18 protein-coding genes are annotated in these 21,924 nt (G+C 62.0%); 13 read left to right on the forward strand and 5 right to left on the reverse strand.

Annotation, left to right across the window (positions count from 1 at the left end):
- Positions 1–21 precede the first annotated feature (21 nt).
- The 3 genes from RWJ89_RS15840 to RWJ89_RS15850 all read left to right on the forward strand — a co-directional run bounded on the left by RWJ89_RS15840 (position 22) and on the right by RWJ89_RS15850 (position 3,660).
- Complete coding sequence (locus RWJ89_RS15840) at positions 22–1,575, forward strand: sugar ABC transporter ATP-binding protein (RefSeq protein WP_316031119.1); 1,554 nt, start codon at positions 22–24, stop codon at positions 1,573–1,575.
- Between the two features lie 27 nt (positions 1,576–1,602).
- The gene (locus RWJ89_RS15845; protein ID WP_003545129.1) at positions 1,603–2,577 is read left to right on the forward strand and encodes an ABC transporter permease; all 975 of its coding nucleotides are present in this window, start codon (positions 1,603–1,605) and stop codon (positions 2,575–2,577) included.
- A gap of 63 nt (positions 2,578–2,640) precedes the next feature.
- Positions 2,641–3,660, forward strand: coding sequence for a zinc-binding alcohol dehydrogenase family protein (locus RWJ89_RS15850; RefSeq protein ID WP_316031120.1), 1,020 nt, complete (start codon positions 2,641–2,643; stop codon positions 3,658–3,660).
- A gap of 125 nt (positions 3,661–3,785) precedes the next feature.
- Here the strand turns inward: RWJ89_RS15850 and RWJ89_RS15855 are convergent, their stop codons facing one another.
- Together RWJ89_RS15855 and RWJ89_RS15860 are read right to left on the reverse strand one after the other, a co-directional pair.
- Complete coding sequence (locus tag RWJ89_RS15855) at positions 3,786–4,514, reverse strand: copper homeostasis protein CutC (protein ID WP_316031121.1); 729 nt, start codon at positions 4,512–4,514, stop codon at positions 3,786–3,788.
- 28 nt (positions 4,515–4,542) lie between these two features.
- Positions 4,543–5,763, reverse strand: a complete 1,221-nt coding sequence (locus tag RWJ89_RS15860) for a LysR family transcriptional regulator (protein ID WP_316031138.1) — start codon at positions 5,761–5,763, stop codon at positions 4,543–4,545.
- Positions 5,764–5,812: 49 nt separating this feature from the next.
- Between RWJ89_RS15860 and RWJ89_RS15865 the strand changes: the two genes are divergently transcribed.
- The 7 genes from RWJ89_RS15865 to RWJ89_RS15895 all read left to right on the forward strand — a co-directional run bounded on the left by RWJ89_RS15865 (position 5,813) and on the right by RWJ89_RS15895 (position 13,112).
- On the forward strand, positions 5,813–5,998 hold the full coding sequence (locus RWJ89_RS15865; protein ID WP_206112583.1) for an acetyltransferase: 186 nt from the start codon (positions 5,813–5,815) through the stop codon (positions 5,996–5,998).
- 285 nt (positions 5,999–6,283) lie between these two features.
- Entirely contained in the window at positions 6,284–7,192 is a 909-nt protein-coding gene (gene osmF, locus RWJ89_RS15870) for a glycine betaine ABC transporter substrate-binding protein OsmF (protein WP_131663034.1), read from the forward strand.
- A gap of 88 nt (positions 7,193–7,280) precedes the next feature.
- On the forward strand, positions 7,281–8,447 hold the full coding sequence (locus RWJ89_RS15875) for an ABC transporter permease (RefSeq protein ID WP_131663033.1): 1,167 nt from the start codon (positions 7,281–7,283) through the stop codon (positions 8,445–8,447).
- Complete coding sequence (locus RWJ89_RS15880) at positions 8,444–9,388, forward strand: ABC transporter ATP-binding protein (RefSeq protein ID WP_131663032.1); 945 nt, start codon at positions 8,444–8,446, stop codon at positions 9,386–9,388. Before RWJ89_RS15875 ends, RWJ89_RS15880 begins: the two co-directional genes overlap by 4 nt.
- Positions 9,385–10,134 carry an ABC transporter permease gene (locus RWJ89_RS15885; RefSeq protein ID WP_131661699.1) on the forward strand — a complete coding sequence of 250 codons (750 nt, stop codon included), beginning with the start codon at positions 9,385–9,387 and terminating at the stop codon, positions 10,132–10,134. Before RWJ89_RS15880 ends, RWJ89_RS15885 begins: the two co-directional genes overlap by 4 nt.
- Before the next feature lie 47 nt (positions 10,135–10,181).
- Complete coding sequence (locus RWJ89_RS15890) at positions 10,182–10,577, forward strand: VOC family protein (protein ID WP_018484671.1); 396 nt, start codon at positions 10,182–10,184, stop codon at positions 10,575–10,577.
- An 81-nt stretch (positions 10,578–10,658) separates the two neighbouring features.
- Positions 10,659–13,112 carry a glycoside hydrolase family 2 protein gene (locus RWJ89_RS15895; protein WP_316031122.1) on the forward strand — a complete coding sequence of 818 codons (2,454 nt, stop codon included), beginning with the start codon at positions 10,659–10,661 and terminating at the stop codon, positions 13,110–13,112.
- 326 nt (positions 13,113–13,438) lie between these two features.
- Here RWJ89_RS15895 and RWJ89_RS15900 read toward each other — a convergent pair whose 3' ends face one another.
- Complete coding sequence (locus tag RWJ89_RS15900) at positions 13,439–13,831, reverse strand: PRC-barrel domain-containing protein (protein WP_168283781.1); 393 nt, start codon at positions 13,829–13,831, stop codon at positions 13,439–13,441.
- 248 nt (positions 13,832–14,079) lie between these two features.
- Here RWJ89_RS15900 and RWJ89_RS15905 point away from each other — a divergent pair, with 248 nt between their 5' ends.
- The 3 genes from RWJ89_RS15905 to otsA all read left to right on the forward strand — a co-directional run bounded on the left by RWJ89_RS15905 (position 14,080) and on the right by otsA (position 19,528).
- Positions 14,080–15,780, forward strand: coding sequence for a long-chain fatty acid--CoA ligase (locus RWJ89_RS15905; RefSeq protein ID WP_316031123.1), 1,701 nt, complete (start codon positions 14,080–14,082; stop codon positions 15,778–15,780).
- A 186-nt stretch (positions 15,781–15,966) separates the two neighbouring features.
- Positions 15,967–17,592, forward strand: a complete 1,626-nt coding sequence (pgi, locus tag RWJ89_RS15910; protein ID WP_316031124.1) for a glucose-6-phosphate isomerase — start codon at positions 15,967–15,969, stop codon at positions 17,590–17,592.
- 538 nt (positions 17,593–18,130) lie between these two features.
- Positions 18,131–19,528 carry an alpha,alpha-trehalose-phosphate synthase (UDP-forming) gene (gene otsA / locus RWJ89_RS15915; protein ID WP_221998630.1) on the forward strand — a complete coding sequence of 466 codons (1,398 nt, stop codon included), beginning with the start codon at positions 18,131–18,133 and terminating at the stop codon, positions 19,526–19,528.
- Between the two features lie 93 nt (positions 19,529–19,621).
- Here otsA and RWJ89_RS15920 read toward each other — a convergent pair whose 3' ends face one another.
- The gene (locus RWJ89_RS15920) at positions 19,622–20,584 is read right to left on the reverse strand and encodes an acyl-CoA desaturase (RefSeq protein ID WP_316031125.1); all 963 of its coding nucleotides are present in this window, start codon (positions 20,582–20,584) and stop codon (positions 19,622–19,624) included.
- A 376-nt stretch (positions 20,585–20,960) separates the two neighbouring features.
- Positions 20,961–21,887 (reverse strand): carbohydrate kinase family protein, encoded by a 927-nt coding sequence (locus RWJ89_RS15925; protein WP_221944413.1) that lies wholly within the window; start codon positions 21,885–21,887, stop codon positions 20,961–20,963.
- Positions 21,888–21,924 lie beyond the last annotated feature (37 nt).

A 21,924-nucleotide genomic window follows, 5' to 3' on the forward strand; every position in this document is an offset into this window, starting at 1 on the left:
GACACAAGGAGGAGAGGTCCCATGATCGGACTGGAAGAGGTCAGTCATCGCCATGATGACAGTGCGACGCTGAAAGAAGCCAATCGAATTCCCGCCGGATCGCCTATCCTCGAACTCAAGGGCCTGCAGAAGAACTACGGTCATGTGCAGGCGCTGAAGCCAGCGACGCTGACCTTTCTCGCCGGTGAAATCCACGCCATCGTCGGCGAAAACGGCGCCGGCAAATCCACCCTCATCAAATTGCTGACAGGCGTCATCACCCGCACGGCGGGCGAAGTGCTGTGGTGCGGCCAGCCGGTGGGGCTGTCGACGCCGAACGAGGCGATCGCCCGCGGCATCAATGCCGTCCACCAGGAGGTCGTGCTCTGCCGGCACCTGACGGTCGCCGCCAATCTCTTTCTCGGCGACGAGGTCAACCGCTTCGGCCTGATGCGCAAGAAGCAGATGGAGAAGATGGCGCAGGCCGTGCTCGACGATCTCGGCTTCGGCCTGCCGGCCGGTGCGCTGTTGAGCTCGCTGACGATCGGCCAGCAGCAACTGGTGGCAACGGCACGCGCGGCGATGCGCGGCACGCAGTTCCTGATCTTCGACGAACCCACGGCCTATCTGACTCGCCAGGAATCGGCGCAGCTCTTCAAGCTGATCCGCCGGCTGCAGGGCGAAGGCGTCACCATCGTCTATATCAGCCACCGCATGGAGGAAGTCTTCGAGCTTGCCGACCGTGTCTCGGTGCTGCGCGACGGAACGCATGTCGGCACGCGCCTGATCGGCGAGACCAACGATGCCGAACTGATCTCGCTGATGATCAATCGCTCGATCGAACAGATCTACCACAAGGAAGAAATCGCGATCGGCGAGACGATCCTCACGGTCAACGGCCTCTCCGGCCCGGGCTTCGAAGATGTGTCGCTCAGTGTCAAGGCAGGACAGATCGTCGGGCTCTACGGCCTGATCGGTGCCGGGCGCAGCGAATTCGCCCTCGGGCTCTACGGCCGCCAGCCGACGACATCGGGCGATGTCGAATGGATGGGCAAACGTGTCGACATCCGCAACGAACGCACGGCGATGGAGCTCGGCATTGCGCTGGCGCCGGAAAGCCGGCGCGACCAGGGGCTTTGCCTCAACCTGCCGATCGGCCTCAACATCAACCTGCCGGTGTTCGGGCGGCTGAGCCACGGGCCGGTGATCAATCACGCGCGCGAATCGGCCAATGCCGACCAGCAGATCCGCAATCTAAGCATCAAGACGCCGAGCCGGCGCGTTCCGGCCTCCAGCATGTCGGGCGGCAACCAGCAGAAGATCGTCATCGGCAAGTGGCTGAGCCATGGCGCCCGGCTTTTCATCTTCGACGAGCCGACCGTCGGCGTCGACGTCGGCACCAAGGCGGAAATCTACCGGCTGTTCGCCAAGCTTCTGAAGGACGGCGCCGGTATCATCCTGATCTCCTCCTACCTGCCCGAGGTCTACGAACTGGCCGACCGGCTGCACGTCTTCCGCGCCGGCAAAATCGTCGCGAGCCATGATTACCACGCGGCGACGCATGAAGAAGTGCTCAGCGAAGCGATCGGCGTCTGAGCCAAAAGAATAAGAGGGAGAAAATTCATGACTGCCACCCCCACCGAAATCGTCGCGCCGCCGCCGCGCCGGAAAATGAACATCCTGTTCGGCCTGACGCTGATCGGCCTGCTGATCTTCCTCTGGATCGTGCTTGGCGTCGTCACCCCGAGCTTCTGGACGCCGCTCAATATCTCCAACCTGCTGCGTCAGGGTGCGATGACGGCGATCCTCGCGCTCGGCCAGACCTTTGTCATCATCACCGCCGGCATCGACCTTTCGGTCGGCGCCATTGTCGGCTTCTGCACCGTGATCATCGCCTGGCTGCTGCAGGCGGGCGTGCCGGTCTGGGGTGCGATCGCGCTGACGCTGCTGATGGGTGTGGCGATCGGCGCCTTCCATGGCTTCGGCATCGTGCATATGGGCCTGCCGCCGTTCATCATCACGCTGGCAACCCTGACATCGCTGCGCGGCATCGGCCTCTTGATCACCAACGGTTCGACGATCAACATCACCAATGAGGGCTTCAGCAATTTCGCCCGCGCCGATTTGCTCAGTATTCCCAGCCTGTTCTGGATGGTCATCCTGGTGGCGGTCCCATCCTTCATCTTCCTGCATCTGAGCCGCTGGGGCCGCTATCTCTTCGCGGTCGGTTCGAACGCCGAGGCGGCGCGCCTTTCCGGCGTCAACGTCAAGGGCATGATCTACCTTGCCTATATCCTGTCTGCCTCCTTCGCCGCCTTCGTCGGCGTGCTGCTTGCCTCGCGCATCGCGATCGGCAATGCGACGCAGGCCGACGGCTGGGAACTGCAGGCGATTGCCTCCTCCGTCATTGGCGGCACCAGCCTGTTCGGCGCGGTCGGCTCGGTGCACGGCCCGCTGATCGGCGCCTTCATTCTCGCCACCATCAACAACGGCGCGAACCTTCTGAACGTCAACTCCTTCTGGCAACGTATTATCACCGGTCTGCTGATCATCGTGATCGTGTTCTTCGACCAGCTGCGCCGCCGCCGGAGCAATTGAGCGACAAGAGGCAGCCGGCCTGAACAAGCCGGCTTCTTCCATTCCAGGAATGCGAGATCCGTCATGAAAGCAGTTCTTTGCCGGGAGCCCGGCGTGCTCGATATCGTCGAGCGTCCTTCGCCAGCGGCTCCCGCCGCCGGCTGGGTGCGGCTTGCCGTCAGCCATGTCGGTATCTGCGGCACCGACTATCATATCTTCGAGGGCAAACATCCCTTCCTCGAATATCCGCGGGTGATGGGGCATGAGATCTCGGCAACGGTGCTGGAAGCCGGCGACGGCGTCACTATCGCGGTCGGCACGCCCGTTATCGTCAATCCCTATCTCTCCTGCGGGCAGTGTATCGCCTGCCGCCAGGGCAAGCCGAATTGCTGCACCAATATCAAGGTGCTCGGCGTCCATACCGACGGCGCCTTCTGCGAGGAGATTTCGGTTCCGGCCGAAAACCTCTATGCCGCCAAAGGTGTAAGCCTCGAAGCGGCGGCGACGACCGAGTTCCTGGCGATCGGCGCCCATGCGGTGCGCCGCTCGATGACCGGCGCCGGCGCGCGGGCGCTCGTCATCGGTGCCGGACCGATCGGGCTTGGGGCGGCGATCTTCTCGCGCATCGCAGGCCATCAGGTGACGCTGCTCGATACCAGCACCGAGCGGCTGCAGATGGCGTCGGAGCGCTTCGGCTTCACCTCCGGCATCATTGCCAACGAGGCGACAGCGGATGCCGTCCGGGAGAAGACCAATGGCGATGGTTTCGACGTGGTCTTCGACGCGACCGGTTACGGCCCTTCTATGGAGAAGGCATTTTCCTTCGTCGCCCATGGCGGCGCGCTGGTGCTGGTCAGCGTCGTCAAGGACGATATCCGCTTCTCCGATCCCGAATTCCACAAACGCGAGATGATGGTGATCGGCAGCCGCAACGCCACCCGCGTCGATTTCGAGCACGTGGCGGATTCGATCGCCAAAGGGCTAGTGCCGGTGGACAAACTCATCACCCACCGCACGACGCTTGCCGATGCGCCGCGCGATCTCGCGCGCTGGGCGCATGAGAAGAATGGGCTGATCAAGGCGGTGATCAGTATTGGTGGTTAGCAGCGCCGGAAAAGCTCTACAGCGTTAGGCGCCTATTTTGTCATGTTCGCGGGTACCTGCTGCGTAGGTTCCCCGCACTCCGTCATCAGCGAGGCATCGACAAACGCAGGCTCTCACGCGCCCCGTTATCCTGCCGCCGCCTCAATCGCCCTGCGCATCTGCCTGACGACCGTGACGTCCGTCTTGTTCGTGCTTTTCGCCTCGAAGCCGAAAGCCACGGCGCGCGGATCGGCGCTCTCGACCGGGGAACTGCAGGAACCATGGACCTCGCGGGCGCCGGTCACCTTCAATATTTCGCCGACATTTGCCGGGCGGATGCCGCTGCCGGGCATGATGGCGATCCGGCCGGCGGCCTTTGCCGAAATGCGCTTCAGCGTTTCGATACCATCCGATGCCTTCAGCGCGCAGCCGGAGGTCAGGATGCGTTCGCAGCCGAGTTCGACCGCCTGTTCCAGCGCCTGATCGGCATTCGGCACCAGATCGAAAGCGCGATGCAGCGTCGAGCCGAGGCCTGCGGCATGCGCCTTCAAACGGTGGATCAACGGCATGTCGAGCGTGCCATCCGGCCGATTGGCGCCGATGACGACGCCGGCGAGACCTGCGGCGCGCGCGGCATCGATATCGATCATCATCGCCTCCTCGTCTGCCGCGCCAAAGATGAAAGGGCCGGCGTGAGGGCGGATCATCGCATAAACCGGAATAGGTGCCCTGGCGGCGATCCGCATCAGGCTCGGCAGCGGCGTCAGGCCGCCGAGCTCCAGCGCCGAGCAGAGCTCGATGCGCCCGGCGCCACCCTCGATCGCGGCGGCGAGGCCTTCGGCGCTGTCCACGCACACTTCCAGCAAGATCGTCACGCTGCAGTCTCCCTAACTCCGCCGGGGCTTAAGCCACGGCTGCGGTTTTGACGACCGCTTCCGACGTAATTCTCGCCGCCGCCTCGATGATCATTGTGCAGGCATCGGCGGCGGCTTTGCGATGGTTGAAGGCGACGTGATAGGACATCGGCAGATGCTCGTCGAGATCGACGATACGCACCTTGTCGGCGATCGGCATGGCGCTGACCCGGCCGAGGAAGGAAACGTAGCCATGATTGGCGACGAGGTCGACGATGACAGGCAGCGAATCTGCCGCGGTGATATCCTGGCCGCGCCGCCGCCGGTTGGGCGAGCGCTCGTAGCTGAAGGCCATGGCCGCATGGCCGAGGCCGGTGCGCGGGCTCGGCATGCAGATCGGGTGGCCGGCAACGAGTTCGGCGACGCTGGTCTCGGTACTGTCAGGCGGCGCGATCACCACCATCTCGGTCTGCAGCAGTTCGCGATGCCGAAAGTTTTCCAGCCCGAAGACCGAATCCAGGATAGCGACGTCGATGCGGCCGCTCTTCAGCGCCTCGCGCAGATCGTCGGCGGTCATCGAGACCAGCGAAATCGCATTGTTGTTTCGGCGCATATTCCATTCCGACACCAGCGAGCCCAGGCAGCGCGCCACCCAGCTTTCCGATCCGGTCGGGATGATCGAGCCGATGCGCAGCGACCGGGCGGTGCGCCGATAACGCTCGTCGGCCGACGATTTGAGATCGTTCCACGCCTGGCTGATCGCCATGAAGATCTGGTAGGCGCGCCTGCCCTCCTCCGTCAGCACCGAACCCTGCGCCTGCCGCTCGAACAGGCGATGCCTCAGAAATTTCTCAAGATTGGCGAGCTGAAGCGAAAGCTGCGGCTGACCGAGGCGAAGGCGGCGGGCGGCCCGGTTGATGCTGCCCTGGTCGGCAACTTCGAGAAACCGCTCCATCGTGACGATCTTGACCGGAATGCGGGAAGCCCAGGCCTCGTCGATCTCGGCGGTGGCGCCGTCATGACCTGCCCATTGGCCGAGTTCGGCGATCGCAGCCATGATCGGCTCCAGGCCTTCAAGCACCCTGCCGCTCGCAATCAGCGTCGCCAGCTCCCCGGAGGCGCGTTCCGTCAGCTTCATCGCCAGTTCGGTCTCGAGGTTATGAATTGCCATCGAGACGGTCGAGGGCGACAGCTGGAAACGGCGCGCGGTCTCGCGGACCGAGCCGGAGGTCAGGACATGGCTTGCGATGAACAGGGCGCCAAGATGCAAACGGCCACCTCCGGAAAGCGCTGGAAAAACCGGACGATATGATGTGTTCATGAAAAAAGATATCCCTGCCTCCGGAGAGGCGCGCTATCGTTCGATCATAGAAAAATCCGGGCGGCGGGAATCCGCAACAGAGCCGGGAAATATCGTGGAAACACGCAAGGGAACAAAAACAAATCGCGCCGGCCTTGGAAAAGGGAATGCGTTTCCGCGCGCGGAGGTGCATTCGCCGCCATAATCGTGCCGCGACTGCAAATACTGGAGGGGGCTTGCATCGATTTTTCGGGCATGCACGCTATTTCCATCACGCACGCAATTCCGGCATGATGGCGGCTTCACCGCCTTCGCCGGCGGATTTCCTATGCGCAGGCCTCCCGCCTGGGGCTGGGCCACTGCATAATTCCTTAAATCGGTATCGATTTAAGATAAAATTATGCAGCAATTCAAAGTGCTACAACGTCCCTGCACGTCCGAAAGACGTGCAGCGCTGTAGGTCAACGGTTTTTGAAAAAGGGGACTTTCCATGCTGAAGAAACTCGCACTTGCCGTTTCGCTCTCCGCCTTCGCAGCGGGTGCGGCTCATGCCGCCGACATCGTCGTCTCGTCGAAGATCGACACGGAAGGCACGCTGCTCGGCAACGTCATTGCGCTCGCGCTCGAAGCGAACGGCATCAAGACGCAGGACCGCATCGCGCTTGGCGCGACACCGGTCGTGCGCAAGGCGATCACATCAGGCGAAATCGACATCTATCCGGAATATACCGGTAATGCCGGCTTCTTCTTCAACAAGGCCGATGACGCCGCCTGGAAGAACATCGACCAGGGCTATGAGCTGGCGAAGAAGCTCGATTACGACGCCAACAAGATCGTCTGGCTGACGCCGTCGCCTGCCAACAACACTTGGGCGCTTGCCGTGCGCAGCGACGTCGCCGGCCCGAACAACTTGAAGAGCCTCACGGACTTCGGCAAATGGGTTGCCGGCGGCGGTGCCGCCAAGCTTGCCGCCTCCGCCGAATTCGTCAATTCGGCCGGCGCGCTTCCCGCCTTCCAGACGACCTACGGCTTCCAGCTGAAGCCCGACCAGATGGTCGTTCTTTCCGGCGGCGACACGGCGGCAACGATCAAGGCGGCCGCCGATCAGACGAACGGCGTCAACACCGCCATGGTCTATGGCACCGACGGCGCTATCGAAGCGGCCGAACTGACCGTTCTCGAAGACGACAAAAACGTGCAGCAGGTCTATGCCCCGACACCGATCATCCGCGAAGAGGTGCTGAAGGCCAATCCGAAGATCGAGGAAGTGCTCTCGCCGATCTTCAAGAGCCTGACTGCCGACGAGTTGCGCAAGCTCAACGCCAAGATCCAGGTCGACGGCGAGCCGGCAAAGTCGGTCGCCGAAGCATATCTGAAGGAAAAGGGCTTCCTGAAGTAGTCATTGTCCGCTCCGCCCGGTTACGGGCGGAGCCTCCCTTTGCTGATGGGATTGGGCTGACATGGTTGGCCAGACAGGATCGGGATTCATGGAAGATACCTTAGCGGTCCGCAGGGTGGACCGGCTCGGCGTGGTTCTGGTGGCCGGCGGCGTCGCCGCGACAGCACTGATGCCTTTCATCTACGTGAAGGCAAACCGCATCGCCGCCGGCAAGCCAATGCTGCTGATGCAGCTTCTTCCCCAGTCTTCCGTCATCATCCTGACCGTTCTTCTCCTTCTCACCGCCTTCGCCACGCTGTTCCTACGCCATGCGATCGTCCGGCTTGCCATCGCCACACTCTGCCTTGCGGCGCTGATCGTTGCGATCGGCCTCGTCTCGACCGCCGCGACCCCACCCGGCAGCACGGTGGCGCGCATGACGCCCGGCGGCGGCTTCTGGGTGCTGTTTGCCGTGATCGGGCTCGTCATATCCGATGCGCTGGTGAAGATCCGGCTGGCGCCGTGGATGCGGATCGCAGCCCTGGCAGCCTATACGGCGCTGCTCTTCATCTCGCTCTCTTCCGGCCTGCTCGACAGCCTTTCGATCATGAAGGAATTTTCGACACGGGCCCCGCAGTTCGAAACCGAAGCGATCTCGCATCTGCTCTTGGCGTTCGGCTCGCTTGCCATCGCCATTCTTCTCGGCCTGCCGCTCGGCATCCTCTGCTTCTGGGTGCCGAAGCTTCGGGCTATCGTGCTGCAAGGGCTCAGCCTCATTCAGACGATCCCGAGTCTGGCACTCTTCGGCCTGTTGATGCTGCCGCTCGGTTATCTCGCCACGCATGTGCCGCTCGCCGCCGCGATCGGCATTCGCGGCATCGGCACGGCGCCTGCCTTGATTGCGCTTGTGCTCTATTCGCTGCTGCCGATCGTCGCCAACACCGTCGTCGGCCTTCAGGGCGTCGATCCCTCGGTGCGGGACGCCGCGGCCGGCATGGGGCTGACACGCTGGCAGATCCTGACCCGCATCGACATGCCGCTCGCCTTTCCCGTTATCCTCACCGGTATCCGCATCGTGCTGGTGCAGGCGATCGGCATGGTGACGATCGCCGCACTGATCGGCGGCGGCGGCTTCGGCATCTTCATCTTCCAGGGGCTTGGCCAGACGGCCATGGACCTCGTTCTGCTCGGCGCCGTGCCGACCGTCTTCTTCGCCTTCTCATCGGCCGTCATCCTCGATGCGGTCATCGAAAGCATCCGGGGATCTGCCGCATGACCATGATCGAGATCAGGAACGTCACCAAGCGCTATGGCGCGGCCACCGTCGTCGACGACGTCTCGATGAATGTCGAGAAGGGCGAGATCACCGTCATCGTCGGCACGTCGGGCTCCGGCAAATCGACGCTGATGCGGATGATCAACCGGCTGGTGCCGATCACCGAAGGCGAAATCTCAGTCGGCGGGCAGAATGTGATGGATGTTGAGGTGACAGAGCTTCGCCGCAAGATCGGCTATGCGATCCAGGGACACGGCCTCTTTCCGCACCGGACCGTAGCGCAGAATATCGCCACCGTGCCACAGCTGCTCGATTGGGATTCCGCCCGCATCGCCAAGCGTGTCGAGGAACTGCTCGGGCTTTTCAACCTCGATCCGGCAACATTTGCCGACAAATATCCGCACCAGCTCTCCGGCGGCCAGCAGCAGCGCGTCGGCGTCGCCCGGGCGCTGGCGGCCGAACCGGAGCTGCTTTTGATGGACGAGCCCTTCGGCGCGCTCGATCCCGTCATCCGCGGCAAGGCGCAGGACGACCTGTTGGCGATCCAGAAGCAGTTCGGCACGACGGTTATTCTCGTCACCCATGACATGGATGAGGCCTTCCATCTCGGCAACCAGATCGCGGTGATGAGCGAGGGCAGATTGCTACAATGCTCGACGCCGGAAAAGATCCTCACCGAACCTGCCGATCCCTTCGTGCAGCAATTGACCGGCACCTCCGACCGGGCGCTGAAGCTGATGTCGCTGCTGCCGCTGAAGGAAAGCATGGAGCCGGCCAAAAACGGTCTCGCCTATGCCTTGCCGCAATCGCTCAGCCTGCGCGACGCGCTGGCCGAGATGATCTGGCAGGGGGTCGACGAGGCGGCGGTGCAGGATGCGCAAAAGGCGCCTGTGGGCTCGATCTCGATGACGCGGCTTCTCGAACTGGGCCGCAAGGCATGAAGCTCGTCGTCGCCAATCTCTTCCGCCTGGCGGCGCTGGCCCTGCTGCTTATCCTGCTGTTCAGGACGGAGTGGCTTTCCTTCATGCTGGTGCCGCTGACCAGCAACAATGCGCCCGCCGTCTATATACAAAACAGCCTTGCTTCGCTGGCCGCCGGTCATCTGCAGCTGGTGATCGGCTCGATCGTCTGCAGCGCCGTGCTTGCCGTTATCGGGGGCATCTTCGTGACGCGGGAAAGCGGGGCTGACTTCCTGCCGCTGTCGCGCGCCATCGCTAATGCCGGGCAGACCTTTCCGCCGGTCGCGGTGCTGGCGCTCGCGGTTCCCGCCACCGGTTTCGGCGCCATGCCGACGCTGATCGCGCTCTTTCTCTACGGCCTGCTGCCGATCTTCGAAAACACCGTCGCCGGGCTGAAACAGGTTTCGCCGCAGGTTCTCGATGCTGCCGACGGCATGGGCATGAACGGCACGCAGCGGCTGTTGCGCGTCGAGCTGCCGCTTGCGCTGCCGCTGATCCTCGAAGGGCTGAAGGTCGCGACCGTGATCAATATCGGCACGGCGACGATCGGCTCGACGGTTGCGGCCAAGGGTCTCGGCGAAGTCATCATTGCCGGGCTGATCTCCGACAATACCGCCTTCATCCTGCAGGGCGGCCTGATCGTCGGCCTGATGGCGGTGCTGATCTATGACGCCATGGGTCTCGTCGAAGCGGCGATTACGCGAAGAATCGGCTTGCGCGCGGCGTAAAAGGACGGGTACCAAGGCTGCGGTGATCGGCACATTGGGAGGCAGACTTGGCGAAGATGATCCACTCCATGATCCGCGTTCTCGATGAGGCGCGCTCAGTCGAATTCTACGAGAGGGCATTCGGCCTTTCGGTCGCCGACCGCGTCGATTTCGAAACCTTCACGCTGATTTACATGAGCAATGCCGAGACCGGCTTCGAGCTGGAACTGACCGTCAACAAGGGCCGGACTGCGCCTTACGATCCGGGCAATGCCTATGGCCATCTCGCCGTCTCCGTCGAAGAGGTGGCGGTCGAGCGCGAGCGGCTGTCGAAGCTCGGGCTAAAGCCGGGTGAACTGGTGGAGCTCAACCGCGACGGCAAGCTCTTCGGCCTGTTCTTCTTCATCAGCGATCCCGATGGCTATAAGATCGAGGTCCTGCAGCGCCACGGCCGGTTTCTCTGAGGCATCGAACGCCGAACCACCGATACATTCCACACCACAGATAATCCCACAGCTTCAAGCGGCATGCATCAGGAGCCCGCCATGATCGAAAAGACTGCGCTCAATTCTGGCTGGACGCTCTCCTGTAACGATACAGCCAGGCTTGGCCTGCCGGCTACCATTCCCGCGACGGTGCCGGGCTGCGTGCATCTCGACCTTCTCGCCAACCGGCTGATCCCCGATCCCTATATCGACGTCAACGAGATTACCAACGACTGGATCGGCAAGACCGACTGGACCTATCGCTGCAGCTTCGAGGCGATCCCTGACGATGCCAGGGTGCAGGAACTGGTCTTCGACGGGCTCGATACGATCGCGGTGATCTCCCTCAACGGCGAAGAGATCGGCCGCACCTTCAACATGCACCGCAGCTATCGTTTCGATGTTTCCCGGCTCCTGAAGACTGGCCAGAACGAACTCACCGTCACCTTCCGCTCGGCTTACGCCTATGGTGCGGAGATGGAAAAACATTACGGCTACCGTCCCAACAACTATCCGGGCCCGGGCAATCTGATGCGCAAGATGGCCTGCAATTTCGGCTGGGACTGGGGCCCGACACTGGTGACGGCAGGCCTCTGGAAGCCTGTTCGGCTGGAAAGCTGGAATCGGGCGCGGCTTGCCGAGACGCGGGTATCGGCAATACTTGCCGGTGGCGATGGGCTGGTGACGGTTCATGCCCGGCTGGCGCGGCATGGCGACAAGACGCCGTTGAGGCTCGTCGCCGCAATAGGTGGCGCGACTAAGACGGTGACCATTGCCGCCGGTGAAGACACGGTTTCCTTCGAGCTTGCCCTCCCCTCGCCACAGCTCTGGTGGCCGCACCATCTCGGCGCACAGCCGCTCTATCCGCTGACGCTCAGGCTGGTCGACGAGGCCAGCGACGATGTGCGCGACAGCTATCAACGCGAACTCGGTTTCCGCTCGCTGCGGCTCGATACTTCGGCCGACGAACACGGTTCGGCCTTTACCTTCGTCATCAACGACGTACCGCTGTTCATCTGCGGGGCGAACTGGATTCCAGACGATTGTTTTCCCCCGCGGGTCACGGCCGAGCGTTACGCCGCGCGGATCGGGGAGGCAAAGGCCGCCAATATTCATATGCTGCGCGTCTGGGGCGGTGGCATCTTCGAGGCCGACGAGTTCTATGAGGCCTGCGACCGCGCCGGCATGCTGGTCTGGCAGGATTTCCTCTTTGCCTGCGCCGCCTATCCGGAGGAAGAGCCGCTCAGAAGCGAGGTCGAGTCGGAGGTGCGCGACAATGTCGTGCGGCTGATGCCGCATGCCTCGCTCGTCCTCTGGAACGGCAACAACGAGAACATCTGGGGCTTCGACGAATGGGGCTGGCGGCCGATCATCAAGGCGGGCGAGAGCTGGGGGCTCGGCTATTATCTCGACCTACTGCCGAAACTCTGCGCCGAACTCGATCCGGACCGGCCCTATTATCCCGGCAGTCCCTATTCCAGCTCGATGGAGATCGAACCCAATGCCGACGAACATGGCTGCAAACATATCTGGGACGTGTGGAACGATGTCGGCTACGAGGTCTACCGCAATTATATCCCGCGCTTCTGCTCCGAATTCGGCTGGCAGGCGCCGGCCGCCTGGGCGACGATCGAAGAAAGCGTGCACGACGCGCCGCTGACACCGCAATCGAACGGCGTCTTCCACCATCAGAAGGCAACTGATGGTAATGACAAGCTGATCCGCGGCCTGTCCGGCCATCTGCCGGAACCCAAGACGATGGACGACTGGCACTTCGCCACCCAGCTCAACCAGGCGCGCGCCATCCGTTTCGGAGTCGAGCACATGCGCTCGCATCGCAATATCTGCAAGGGTGCTGTGGTCTGGCAGTTCAACGATTGCTGGCCGGTGACCTCCTGGGCGGCACTCGATTCGGCCGGGCGCCGCAAACCGCTCTGGTATGCGCTGAAGGCGGCCTATGATCCGCGCCTGCTGACGATCCAGCCGCGCGGCGGCGGGCTTGCCGCAATTGCCGTCAATGAACGAACGCTGTTCTGGCGGGCGAAGATCAGCGGCAGACGCATGACGCTCGACGGCACCGTGCTTGCCGAATTCGAATTCTGGCGCCTGCTCTGCGACCGCTTCGAGGCAAAGGAATTTCCACTACCCGAAGAGATCGTCACCCCCGACTTACCGAAGGACGAGGTCATCGTCGTGCAGATGCTGGACAGGCGGGCCTTGCATTATTTCGTCGAGGATATCGAGCTCAACCTTCAGGCGCCGCGGCTGACTGTCGATGTCGTCGGGATCGACGGCGGGTACGAGGTCAAGGTGACGGCGCAAAACTTCCTCAAGGATCTCTGCCTGATGGCCGACCGGCTGGATCCGGAGGCCGTCGTCGACACAATGCTGGTGACGCTGCTACCGGGCGAGAGCCATGTGTTTACTGTGAGGACGGCAAGGACGATTGAAGCAGGTGACATCACCGTCGGCACCGTGCTGCGCTCGGCCAATGATCTTGTTGCAGGGGACTAAAGAGGTCTCGCATCCGGGCTGTGTCGGCTTCCCGGTTGAAAAGGTGGAGCCGCTGTGTCCTCTACCTCCCTCATTCCTGTGCTCGTCACAGGAATCCAGCCACCGCGTGTCCGCGCGGTGAATTGACCCGATACCTCAAGCGAAAAAGTCTTCCGCGCCCAAGGACTTGGACGCACTGGATTCCTGTGACAAGCACAGGAATGAGGGTGAGCAAGCATCTGCCGGATCGAGTGCCCAATGACCTCGGGGAAGAGCGAAGCTCGTCGCCAAACACCAAAAAGGCCCCGCATCCGCGGGACCCTTCCAGCTCGGTCTATCGGACGACGTTACATCCAGTAGGGCGGCACGCCGTAGTAGTCATAGACCCGGCGGCCATTGTCGTTGTACCAGGTGTCGTCATCGTCCGAATAGCTCGGGGCGCCTTCGATCTGCTCCTTGGTCAGGTCGATGCGATAGCCATCCAGCTGGGTGTCATAGTTCAGCTTTTCCCAGGGAAGCGGATAGTGATCGTCGCCGATGCCCAGGAAGCCGCCGAAGCTCAGCACGGCATAGGCGACGCGGCCGTCGCGCTTTCCGATGATCAGGCGTTCAATCGAGCCGATATGCCTACCGTCGGCACCATAGACGCGGGTACCTTCGACACGGTCGCTGGCGATCAGCGACGGTGTATCCTTGACATTCGGGTCGCGGCGGTTGGCGTCGGTATCCTGGTTCAACATTGTGTACCTCCTTCTTGGTGTTCCTCATGATGAGTGTGCAGGATCAACGCCATGGCGGACTCAAAGTTCCCACTCTCCCCAAGATCGCGCGACATCGGAATGTTGACGTTTACGTCAAGGTTAGTATAGCGTCATTCGGCTTGAACCGTTCAGGCAATGGCATAAGCTGCCGGACTGGAAGATGGAGGACTCTTCCAGTCAGTTGCCGGCTCGGCGCCGGCGGTGACAGCAAGGGAGAGAGGACAAAGATGAACAGCATTTCCGTCCATCCGAACGGAGCCAAGCCCGACAAACCGTGGCTTGCCAGCTATCCCGATATCGTTCCGGCAGAGATTCCGCCGCTGGAATATGCCTCGCTTGCCGAACTGCTCGAAAAATCCTGCGCCCGTTACGCCGACCGGACCGCCTTTTCCAGCATGGGCAAGACGATGCGTTACCGCGAGCTGGAGAGCCAGACGCGCAAACTCGCCGCCTGGCTGCAAAGCACCGGCCTTCAGAAGGGCGACCGCGTTGCCGTGATGATGCCGAACGTGCTGCAGAACCCGATCGCGACCTATGCCATCCTGCGCGCCGGCCTCGTGGTGGTGAACGTCAACCCGCTCTATACGCCGCGCGAGCTCGAACACCAGTTGCGGGATTCCGGCGCCAAGGCGATCTTCGTGCTGGAGAATTTTGCCCGCACCGTCGAGCAGGTCCTCAACAAGACCGACCTTCGCCATGTCGTCGTCACCTCGCTCGGAGAAATGCTGGGACCGAAGGGGCTGATCGTCAATTTCGTCGTGCGCAAGGTGAAGAAGCTCGTTCCCTCCTGGTCGATCCCTCAGCACAAGAGCTTCGGCCAGGTGCTGCGCGAAGGTGCGGGAAAAGAGCTCCAGCCGCTTACGCTTGTTGGCAGCGATATCGCCTTCCTGCAATATACCGGCGGCACGACGGGCGTTGCCAAGGGCGCGGTGCTGACGCATGAGAACCTGCTCGCCAACAAGGCGCAGCTGTCACTTTGGCTGCGATCGGCCTTGGAGCGCAAGAAAGAGCCGGAGGTGCTGAATTTCCTCTGCGCCCTGCCGCTCTACCACATCTTTGCGCTGACGGTGAATTCGCTGATGGGCATGTCGCTTGGCGCCCACAATATCCTGATCGCCAATCCGCGCGACATTCCCGGTCTCGTCAAGGAATTCGAAAAATCGAAGGTGCATATCTTCCCCGGCCTCAATACGCTGTTCAATGCGCTGATGAACAATGCCGATTTTGCCAAGCTCGATTTTTCCTCGCTGATCATGTCGCTCGGCGGCGGCATGGCCGTCCAGCGCCCGGTCGCAGACCGCTGGCTGAAGATGACGGGTACAGCGGTGACGGAGGGTTACGGCCTTTCCGAGACATCGCCTGTTGCCACCGCCAACCGCTTCGATTCGCCGGAGTTCACCGGCTCGATCGGGCTGCCGCTTCCCTCCACCGACCTCGATATCCGTGACGAGGAAGGCAATTCGCTGCCGCTCGGCGACGTCGGGGAGATCTGCATCCGCGGGCCGCAGGTGATGGCCGGCTATTGGCAGAAGCCGGAAGAGACGGCGCGGGCGATGACCGACGACGGCTACTTCCGCACGGGCGACATGGGTTTCATGGACGAACGCGGCTACACCAAGATCGTCGACCGCAAGAAGGACATGATCCTGGTCTCGGGCTTCAATGTCTATCCGAACGAGATAGAGGAAGTCGCCGCCATGCATGCCGGCATCCTCGAAGCCGCGGCCATCGGCGTGCCGGACGGACATTCGGGCGAGGCGGTGAAGCTCTTCGTGGTCAGGAAGGATCCGAACCTGACGGAAGCCGAGGTGAAGGCCCATTGCATCGCCAACCTCACCAACTACAAACGCCCGCGCTTCATCGAATTCCGCACCGAGCTGCCGAAGTCGCCGGTCGGCAAGATCCTGCGCAAGGACCTGCGCGGCTGAATTTGACGAATTCAAAGTTTTACAGCGTCCTTTGCGCGTCTTTCGGAAGCGCGGCGCTGTCATGAAAATGACGGCCATCCGCTTGCCGCGGGTGGCTTTTTTCTATTTCGAGCCGTGGCTGAACTTGATTTGCGGGTGAGAAAGCGAATAGTTTCCGCAACCTTTCCGCCTCCAAAGGAGCCTCCCATGAACGCCATCGTCGAACAGCTGAAAAGCACCGCTGATGCCACCAAGGCAACCGATATCCGTGCCGCCTTCGCCGCCGATTCGCAGCGCTTTTCGCGCTTTTCCGTCGCGCTCGACGACCTGCTGATGGATTTTTCCAAGACGGCGGTGAATGACGACATCCTCAAGCTCCTGGTAAAGCTCGCCGAAGAAGGCGGCGTCGAGGCAAAGCGCGAGGAAATGTTCTCCGGCAAGGCGATCAACTTCACCGAGGATCGCGCCGTTCTGCACACCGCGCTGCGCAACCGTTCCAACACGCCGGTTCTGGTCGACGGCGAGGATGTCATGCCTGATGTCAACGCCGTGCTCGCCGCCATGGGTAAATTCGCCGACGACGTCCGCTCCGGCACGCTGAAGGGCGCTACCGGCAAGGCGATCACCGACGTCATCAATATCGGCATCGGCGGCTCGGATCTCGGCCCTGTGATGGCGACGCTGGCGCTTGCCCCCTTCCATGACGGCCCGCGCGCGCATTTCGTCTCCAACATCGACGGCGCCCATATCGCCGACATCCTGAAGCTAGTGCAGCCGGAAACGACACTGTTCATCGTCGCCTCGAAGACCTTCACCACTGTGGAGACGATGACCAATGCGCAGACGGCGCGCAATTTCATCGCCAAGGCGCTCGGCGAAGCGGCCGTGCAGCACCACTTTGCCGCCGTCTCGACGGCGCTCGACAAGGTCGCCGCCTTCGGCATCGACAGCGCCCGCGTCTTCGGCTTCTGGGACTGGGTCGGTGGCCGTTATTCGATCTGGTCGGCGATCGGCCTGCCGCTGATGATCGCCGTCGGCCCTCAGAATTTCGGCAAGTTCCTCGACGGTGCCCATGCCGTCGACAATCATTTCCGTAAGGCGCCGATTACCGAGAACCTGCCGATGCTGCTCGGCCTGATCGGCTTCTACCATCGCAACGTGCTCGGCTACCCCACCCGCGCCATCCTGCCCTACGACCAGCGCCTGTCGCGCTTCCCGGCCTATCTGCAGCAGCTCGACATGGAATCGAACGGCAAGGGCGTCACCATCGACGGCACGCCGGTCGAAGGCAATTCCGGCCCGGTCGTCTGGGGCGAACCCGGCACCAACGGCCAGCACGCCTTCTACCAGCTCATCCATCAGGGCACGAGCATCATCCCGGCCGAGTTCATGATCGCCGCCAACGCCTTCGAGGCGGAACTGCGGCACCAGCACCAGTTGCTGATCTCGAACGTTCTCGCCCAGTCGGAAGCGCTGATGAAGGGGCGCACCTTCGCAGAAGCCAAGAAGCAGCTGACCGACAAGGGTATGGACGACAAAAAGGCCGATTTCATCGCGCCGCACCGCGTCTTTACCGGCAACCGCCCATCGATCACCTTCGTCTACGACAAGCTGACGCCTTATGCGCTCGGCCGCCTGATCGCGCTTTACGAACATCGCGTCTTCGTCGAAGGCGTGCTCTTCCGTATCAACTCCTTCGACCAGTGGGGAGTCGAGCTCGGCAAGGAACTGGCGACGGGCCTGCTGCCGGTCGTCGAAGGCAAGGAAAGTGCGGCATCGCACGACTCCTCGACGCAGGGCCTGGTTGCGGCGTTGGCGAAGCTTGCGAAGTAAGCGATCGAGATTGCCCCTCACCCTAGCCCTCTCCCCGTTCTGACGGGGAGAGGGGACGTGCCCTGCGAAAGGCGAGTGAGGAACGGAGAGGTCACGGCATATTCCCTCCTCCCCGTCAGGACGGGGAGAAGGTGCCGGCAGGCGGATGAGGGGCTGACGCTGGCTCCCGTCTCAAAGGCCGATCCCACGCGCCCAGTGCTGACTGCCGCCAACATCGTCATTGCGGCCGCAAATGACGCACTGATATCAGCGGGCGCGGTGCATCCACACGATGGGCTTGGCCACGCGGAACCGGATTGAACGTTCTTCTAATCAAAAATTGTAGAATGAATTCTTTCAATCCGGGGGAATCGCCCTAGATTCAGCAAAATCTGTGCAGAAAATGCTCCGTTCGTTGTTCCCCTTGGGCCGCTCGCGTCCGGGTCGGCTCTGTCAATGTCGGCGCCATCACTGCATGGTCCCCTGCCCAAGTTCAGGAGATGTCTCAAGACGCTCGTCACGCAGCGTTTTCATGTCTCATCTTCACCAAAGGAAGCTCATGAGCCGTCTTGTCGTCGTTTCAAATCGTGTTCCCATGCCGGCCAAAGATGGGAGCGCCGCTGCCGGCGGCCTGGCCGTCGCGCTGCAGGCAGCCCTGCAGGAACGTGGCGGCATCTGGATGGGATGGTCGGGAGAATCGAGCGGGGACAGGGAACCTGGCCCGTTGTCGCAACTGCAGAAGGGCAACATCACCTATGCGCTGACCGATCTCACCGACACCGACGTCGAGGAGTATTATCGCGGCTTCGCAAACCGCGTTCTCTGGCCCATCTGCCATTATCGCCTGGACCTCGCCGAATATGGCCGTAAGGAAATGGCCGGCTATTTCCGCGTCAACCGCTTCTTCGCACACAGGTTGGCGCCGATGATCGAGCCGGACGACATCATCTGGGTTCATGATTACCACCTCATCCCGCTGGCAGCCGAACTCCGCCAGATGGGCCTGAAAAACCGGATCGGCTTCTTCCTGCACATCCCCTGGCCGCCGGCCGACATTCTCGTCACGATGCCCGTCCATGAGGAAATCATGCGCGGCCTCTCGCATTACGATCTCGTCGGTTTCCAGACCGATTACGACCTCCAGAACTTTGCCGGGTATCTCAAAAGGGAGGGAATTGGCGACGACCTCGGAAATGGATTGTTCGATTCCCATGGGCGGATATTCAAGGCCGGCGCCTACCCGATCGGGATCGAAACCGCGGGTTTCGCCGAGTTTGCCGAGAGAGCGGCAAGCAATATCATGGTACAGAAGACCCGGCGCAGCATCGAAGGCCGAGACATGATCATCGGGGTCGACCGCCTCGATTATTCAAAGGGCATCATTCAGCGGCTGGAAGCGTTCGAACGCTTCCTCACCAGCAATCCTGGCTACCAGAACAAGGTCACCTATCTGCAGGTCACGCCGAAATCGCGATCGGAAGTTCCGGAATACGAGCATATGCAGAAGATGGTTGCCGAACAGGCCGGCCGCGTGAACGGCGCCATCGGAACGGTCGACTGGGTGCCTATCCGCTATGTCAACCGATCGATCAGCCGCAACGTGCTCGCCGGCCTCTACCGGCTGGCGACGATCGGGCTGGTCACGCCATTGCGCGACGGCATGAACCTCGTCGCCAAGGAATATGTCGCCGCCCAGGATCCCGATCGCCCGGGCGTATTGGTGCTGTCGCGCTTCGCCGGCGCGGCTCGCGAGTTGAAGGGTGCGCTGCTGGTCAATCCTTACGATGTCGAAGGCACTGCCAATGCCATCGCCCGGGGCCTTTCCATGTCGGTGGAGGAGCGCCGCGACCGCTGGAGCATGATGATGGAGCATCTGCTAACCCACGACGTCTCACTTTGGTGCGAAAACTTCTTGGGGGATCTGGTGCCCGCTCCCGAGCCTTCGCCCGGAGCGTGATCCCGGATAGTCTCCTGATCGATCGACGTCGACAGGTCCTTCGGACCCGAGGGAAGAAGAGGGAATCGAGACGTTGCTGCAAGGAGGAGGCAATCACGGGCGAGATTCCGCGTGACCTGCTGCGTGATGCGGCGGATGACTGTCACCCGCCGTTTCAGTTGCGTTGACGCGTCTCAACCCTCGCCTTTGCACGATCGTGTGTGGGAGCTTGATCGCCGAAGCCAGACCGAGCCTTGCCAGCAGCCGAATGAAATACCAACCGAGATCCAGCTGCCCCGGCTCGATGCCGAGCCGCGCCGAATCCGGAAAGGCGTGATGGTTGCCGTGGAAGCTCTCGCCAAAGGTCACCAGCCCGAAACGCGGGAGGTTATAGCCCTGCACCGCGACATCATCGACACTCCAGCCCTGATGGCCGCTCCGATGCGCGAAATGACCGACCAGCCAGTGTCCAGTCAGCGACACCGATATCCGCACGGCAACACCCCAGACCACCCATGGCAGTCCGCCGAGCGCAAAAAGCGCGAGTCCCAAGGGAATCTGCTGCGCCATCCATGTCGCCTCCAGGAAACGATAGAAGCGGTCCCGCCGCTCGCGCTCCTCGGGGACGAAACGCGGCGGATGGTCCAGCGCCACAATGCAATGCATCTGCCAGAAGGCATCGATGAAGAACGACCGCCGATGGGCATAGAGGTCATGGCAGTCTCGCTGCCGTTGCGCCCAGTCGCGAATGTCGTGCGCGTAAATCATACCGAAGGGGCCGGCCATGCCGACTAGCGTACCGAGATAGACGAGAAAGTGCTCGATCCAGATATGAGTGCTGAATGAGCGATGGATCAGCAGCCGGTGCATACCAACCGAATGACCAAGGCAGATCGTGATGGCGGTCAAGAGGATAAAGACGGCAAAGGCGCTCCAGGTGAAGGTCAGTGAGCCACCAATGATGGCAATCAAGGTCATGGCGGTGATCCAGATCGACTTTGCGGGCATCCAGACCACTCTGCCCCTCACCGGATCGCTCCCGTTGTCGATCATTCGTCCCGTGGAAATACTGCTCATGGCAAACTCCTTCCCATCAGGCGCATATTCCACTTGAATATCGCCCCCGGTCGGTCGGCCGATCAAGAAGGAAAGCCAGGCGCGGACCCGCGCGAAAGAGCAGGCTTGAGCACAGGATGTCAAGACGATGCCGGCGCGGTCGAAGCTCGCATGGGTATTGTTGGAAAGACCGGCTTCGTCGGCCCCCTCATCCGCCCTACGGGCACCTTCTCCCCGCTGGGGAGAAGAGGGAATCGAGATGTTGCTGCAAGTCTCTTCTCCCCTCGGGGAGAAGGTGCCGGCAGGCGGATGAGGGGGCCGCACGGTACACCCTTCCCATATTGACGTGTCTCGCGACGCCAGCGGCAAGCGCGAGGGGCAGAGGCTGGCTCGACCCTTAAAGGCCGATCTCGCGCGCCCAGGGTGGATTGGCGCCGGCGCGGGAGACGGTGACGGCGGCGGCTTTGGCGCCGAGGGTCAGGGCGTTGCGCAGCGCCTGCTCATCCAGCGAAGCGACTTGGCGCTTGGTCAGCAGATTATCCATCTTCAGCGACGCCAGGATGCCGGCATCGAAGGTATCGCCGGCGCCGACCGTGTCGACGACGGTGACCCGTTCGCTCGGCACCGTCACTTTGCGCTCCCTGGTATAACCGGAAGCGCCTTCCGCGCCCTTGGTGATGACGACGAGCTTGGCGCCGTGGTTCAGCCAATGGGCGGCGAGCGTATCGTGATCGCCCTGCAGGCCGAACCATTCGAGATCCTCGTCGGAGAATTTGACGATGTCGGATTTGCCGGCCATGCGCTTGATGCGGGCCATATGCGACGGCTTGTCCTTGATGAAACCGGGACGGATATTCGGATCGAGCGAGATGACGCGGTGAGCTGCTTCGCGGTCGAGTAGGGCTTCATAGGTTTCGCCGCAGGGGCTGGGGATCAGGCTGATCGCGCCGAAATGCAGCGCTTCGCAATCATCGCCGAGATCCGGCAGGTCGGCCGTAGTGATCATCCGGCCGGCAGTGCCCTCGTCGTAGAAGGCATAGGTCGCCTGGCCGTTCACCAGCTTGACGAAGGCGATGGTCGAGGGACGCGGGGTGATGGCGCATGGGCTGTAATCGACATTGCTCGCCTTCAGCGTCTCGAGCAGGATTTCGCCCATCATGTCATCGGCAATGCCGGTGAAGAAGGCGGTGGGGATGCCGAGGCGGCCGAGCGCGATTGCGGTGTTGAAGATCGCGCCGCCGGCATAAGGCGCAAAGCCCTTTTCGCCGAGGGTGGTATCTCTCGGCAGCATGTCGATCAAGGCTTCGCCGCAGCACAAAATCATCGTATTCCTCCCAACAGGACTTCCACGTTCATCAACC

It is taken from the genome of Rhizobium sp. 10PS4, assembly GCF_032464805.1.
In the GTDB taxonomy this organism is placed as follows: Bacteria; Pseudomonadota; Alphaproteobacteria; order Rhizobiales; family Rhizobiaceae; genus Rhizobium; species Rhizobium laguerreae.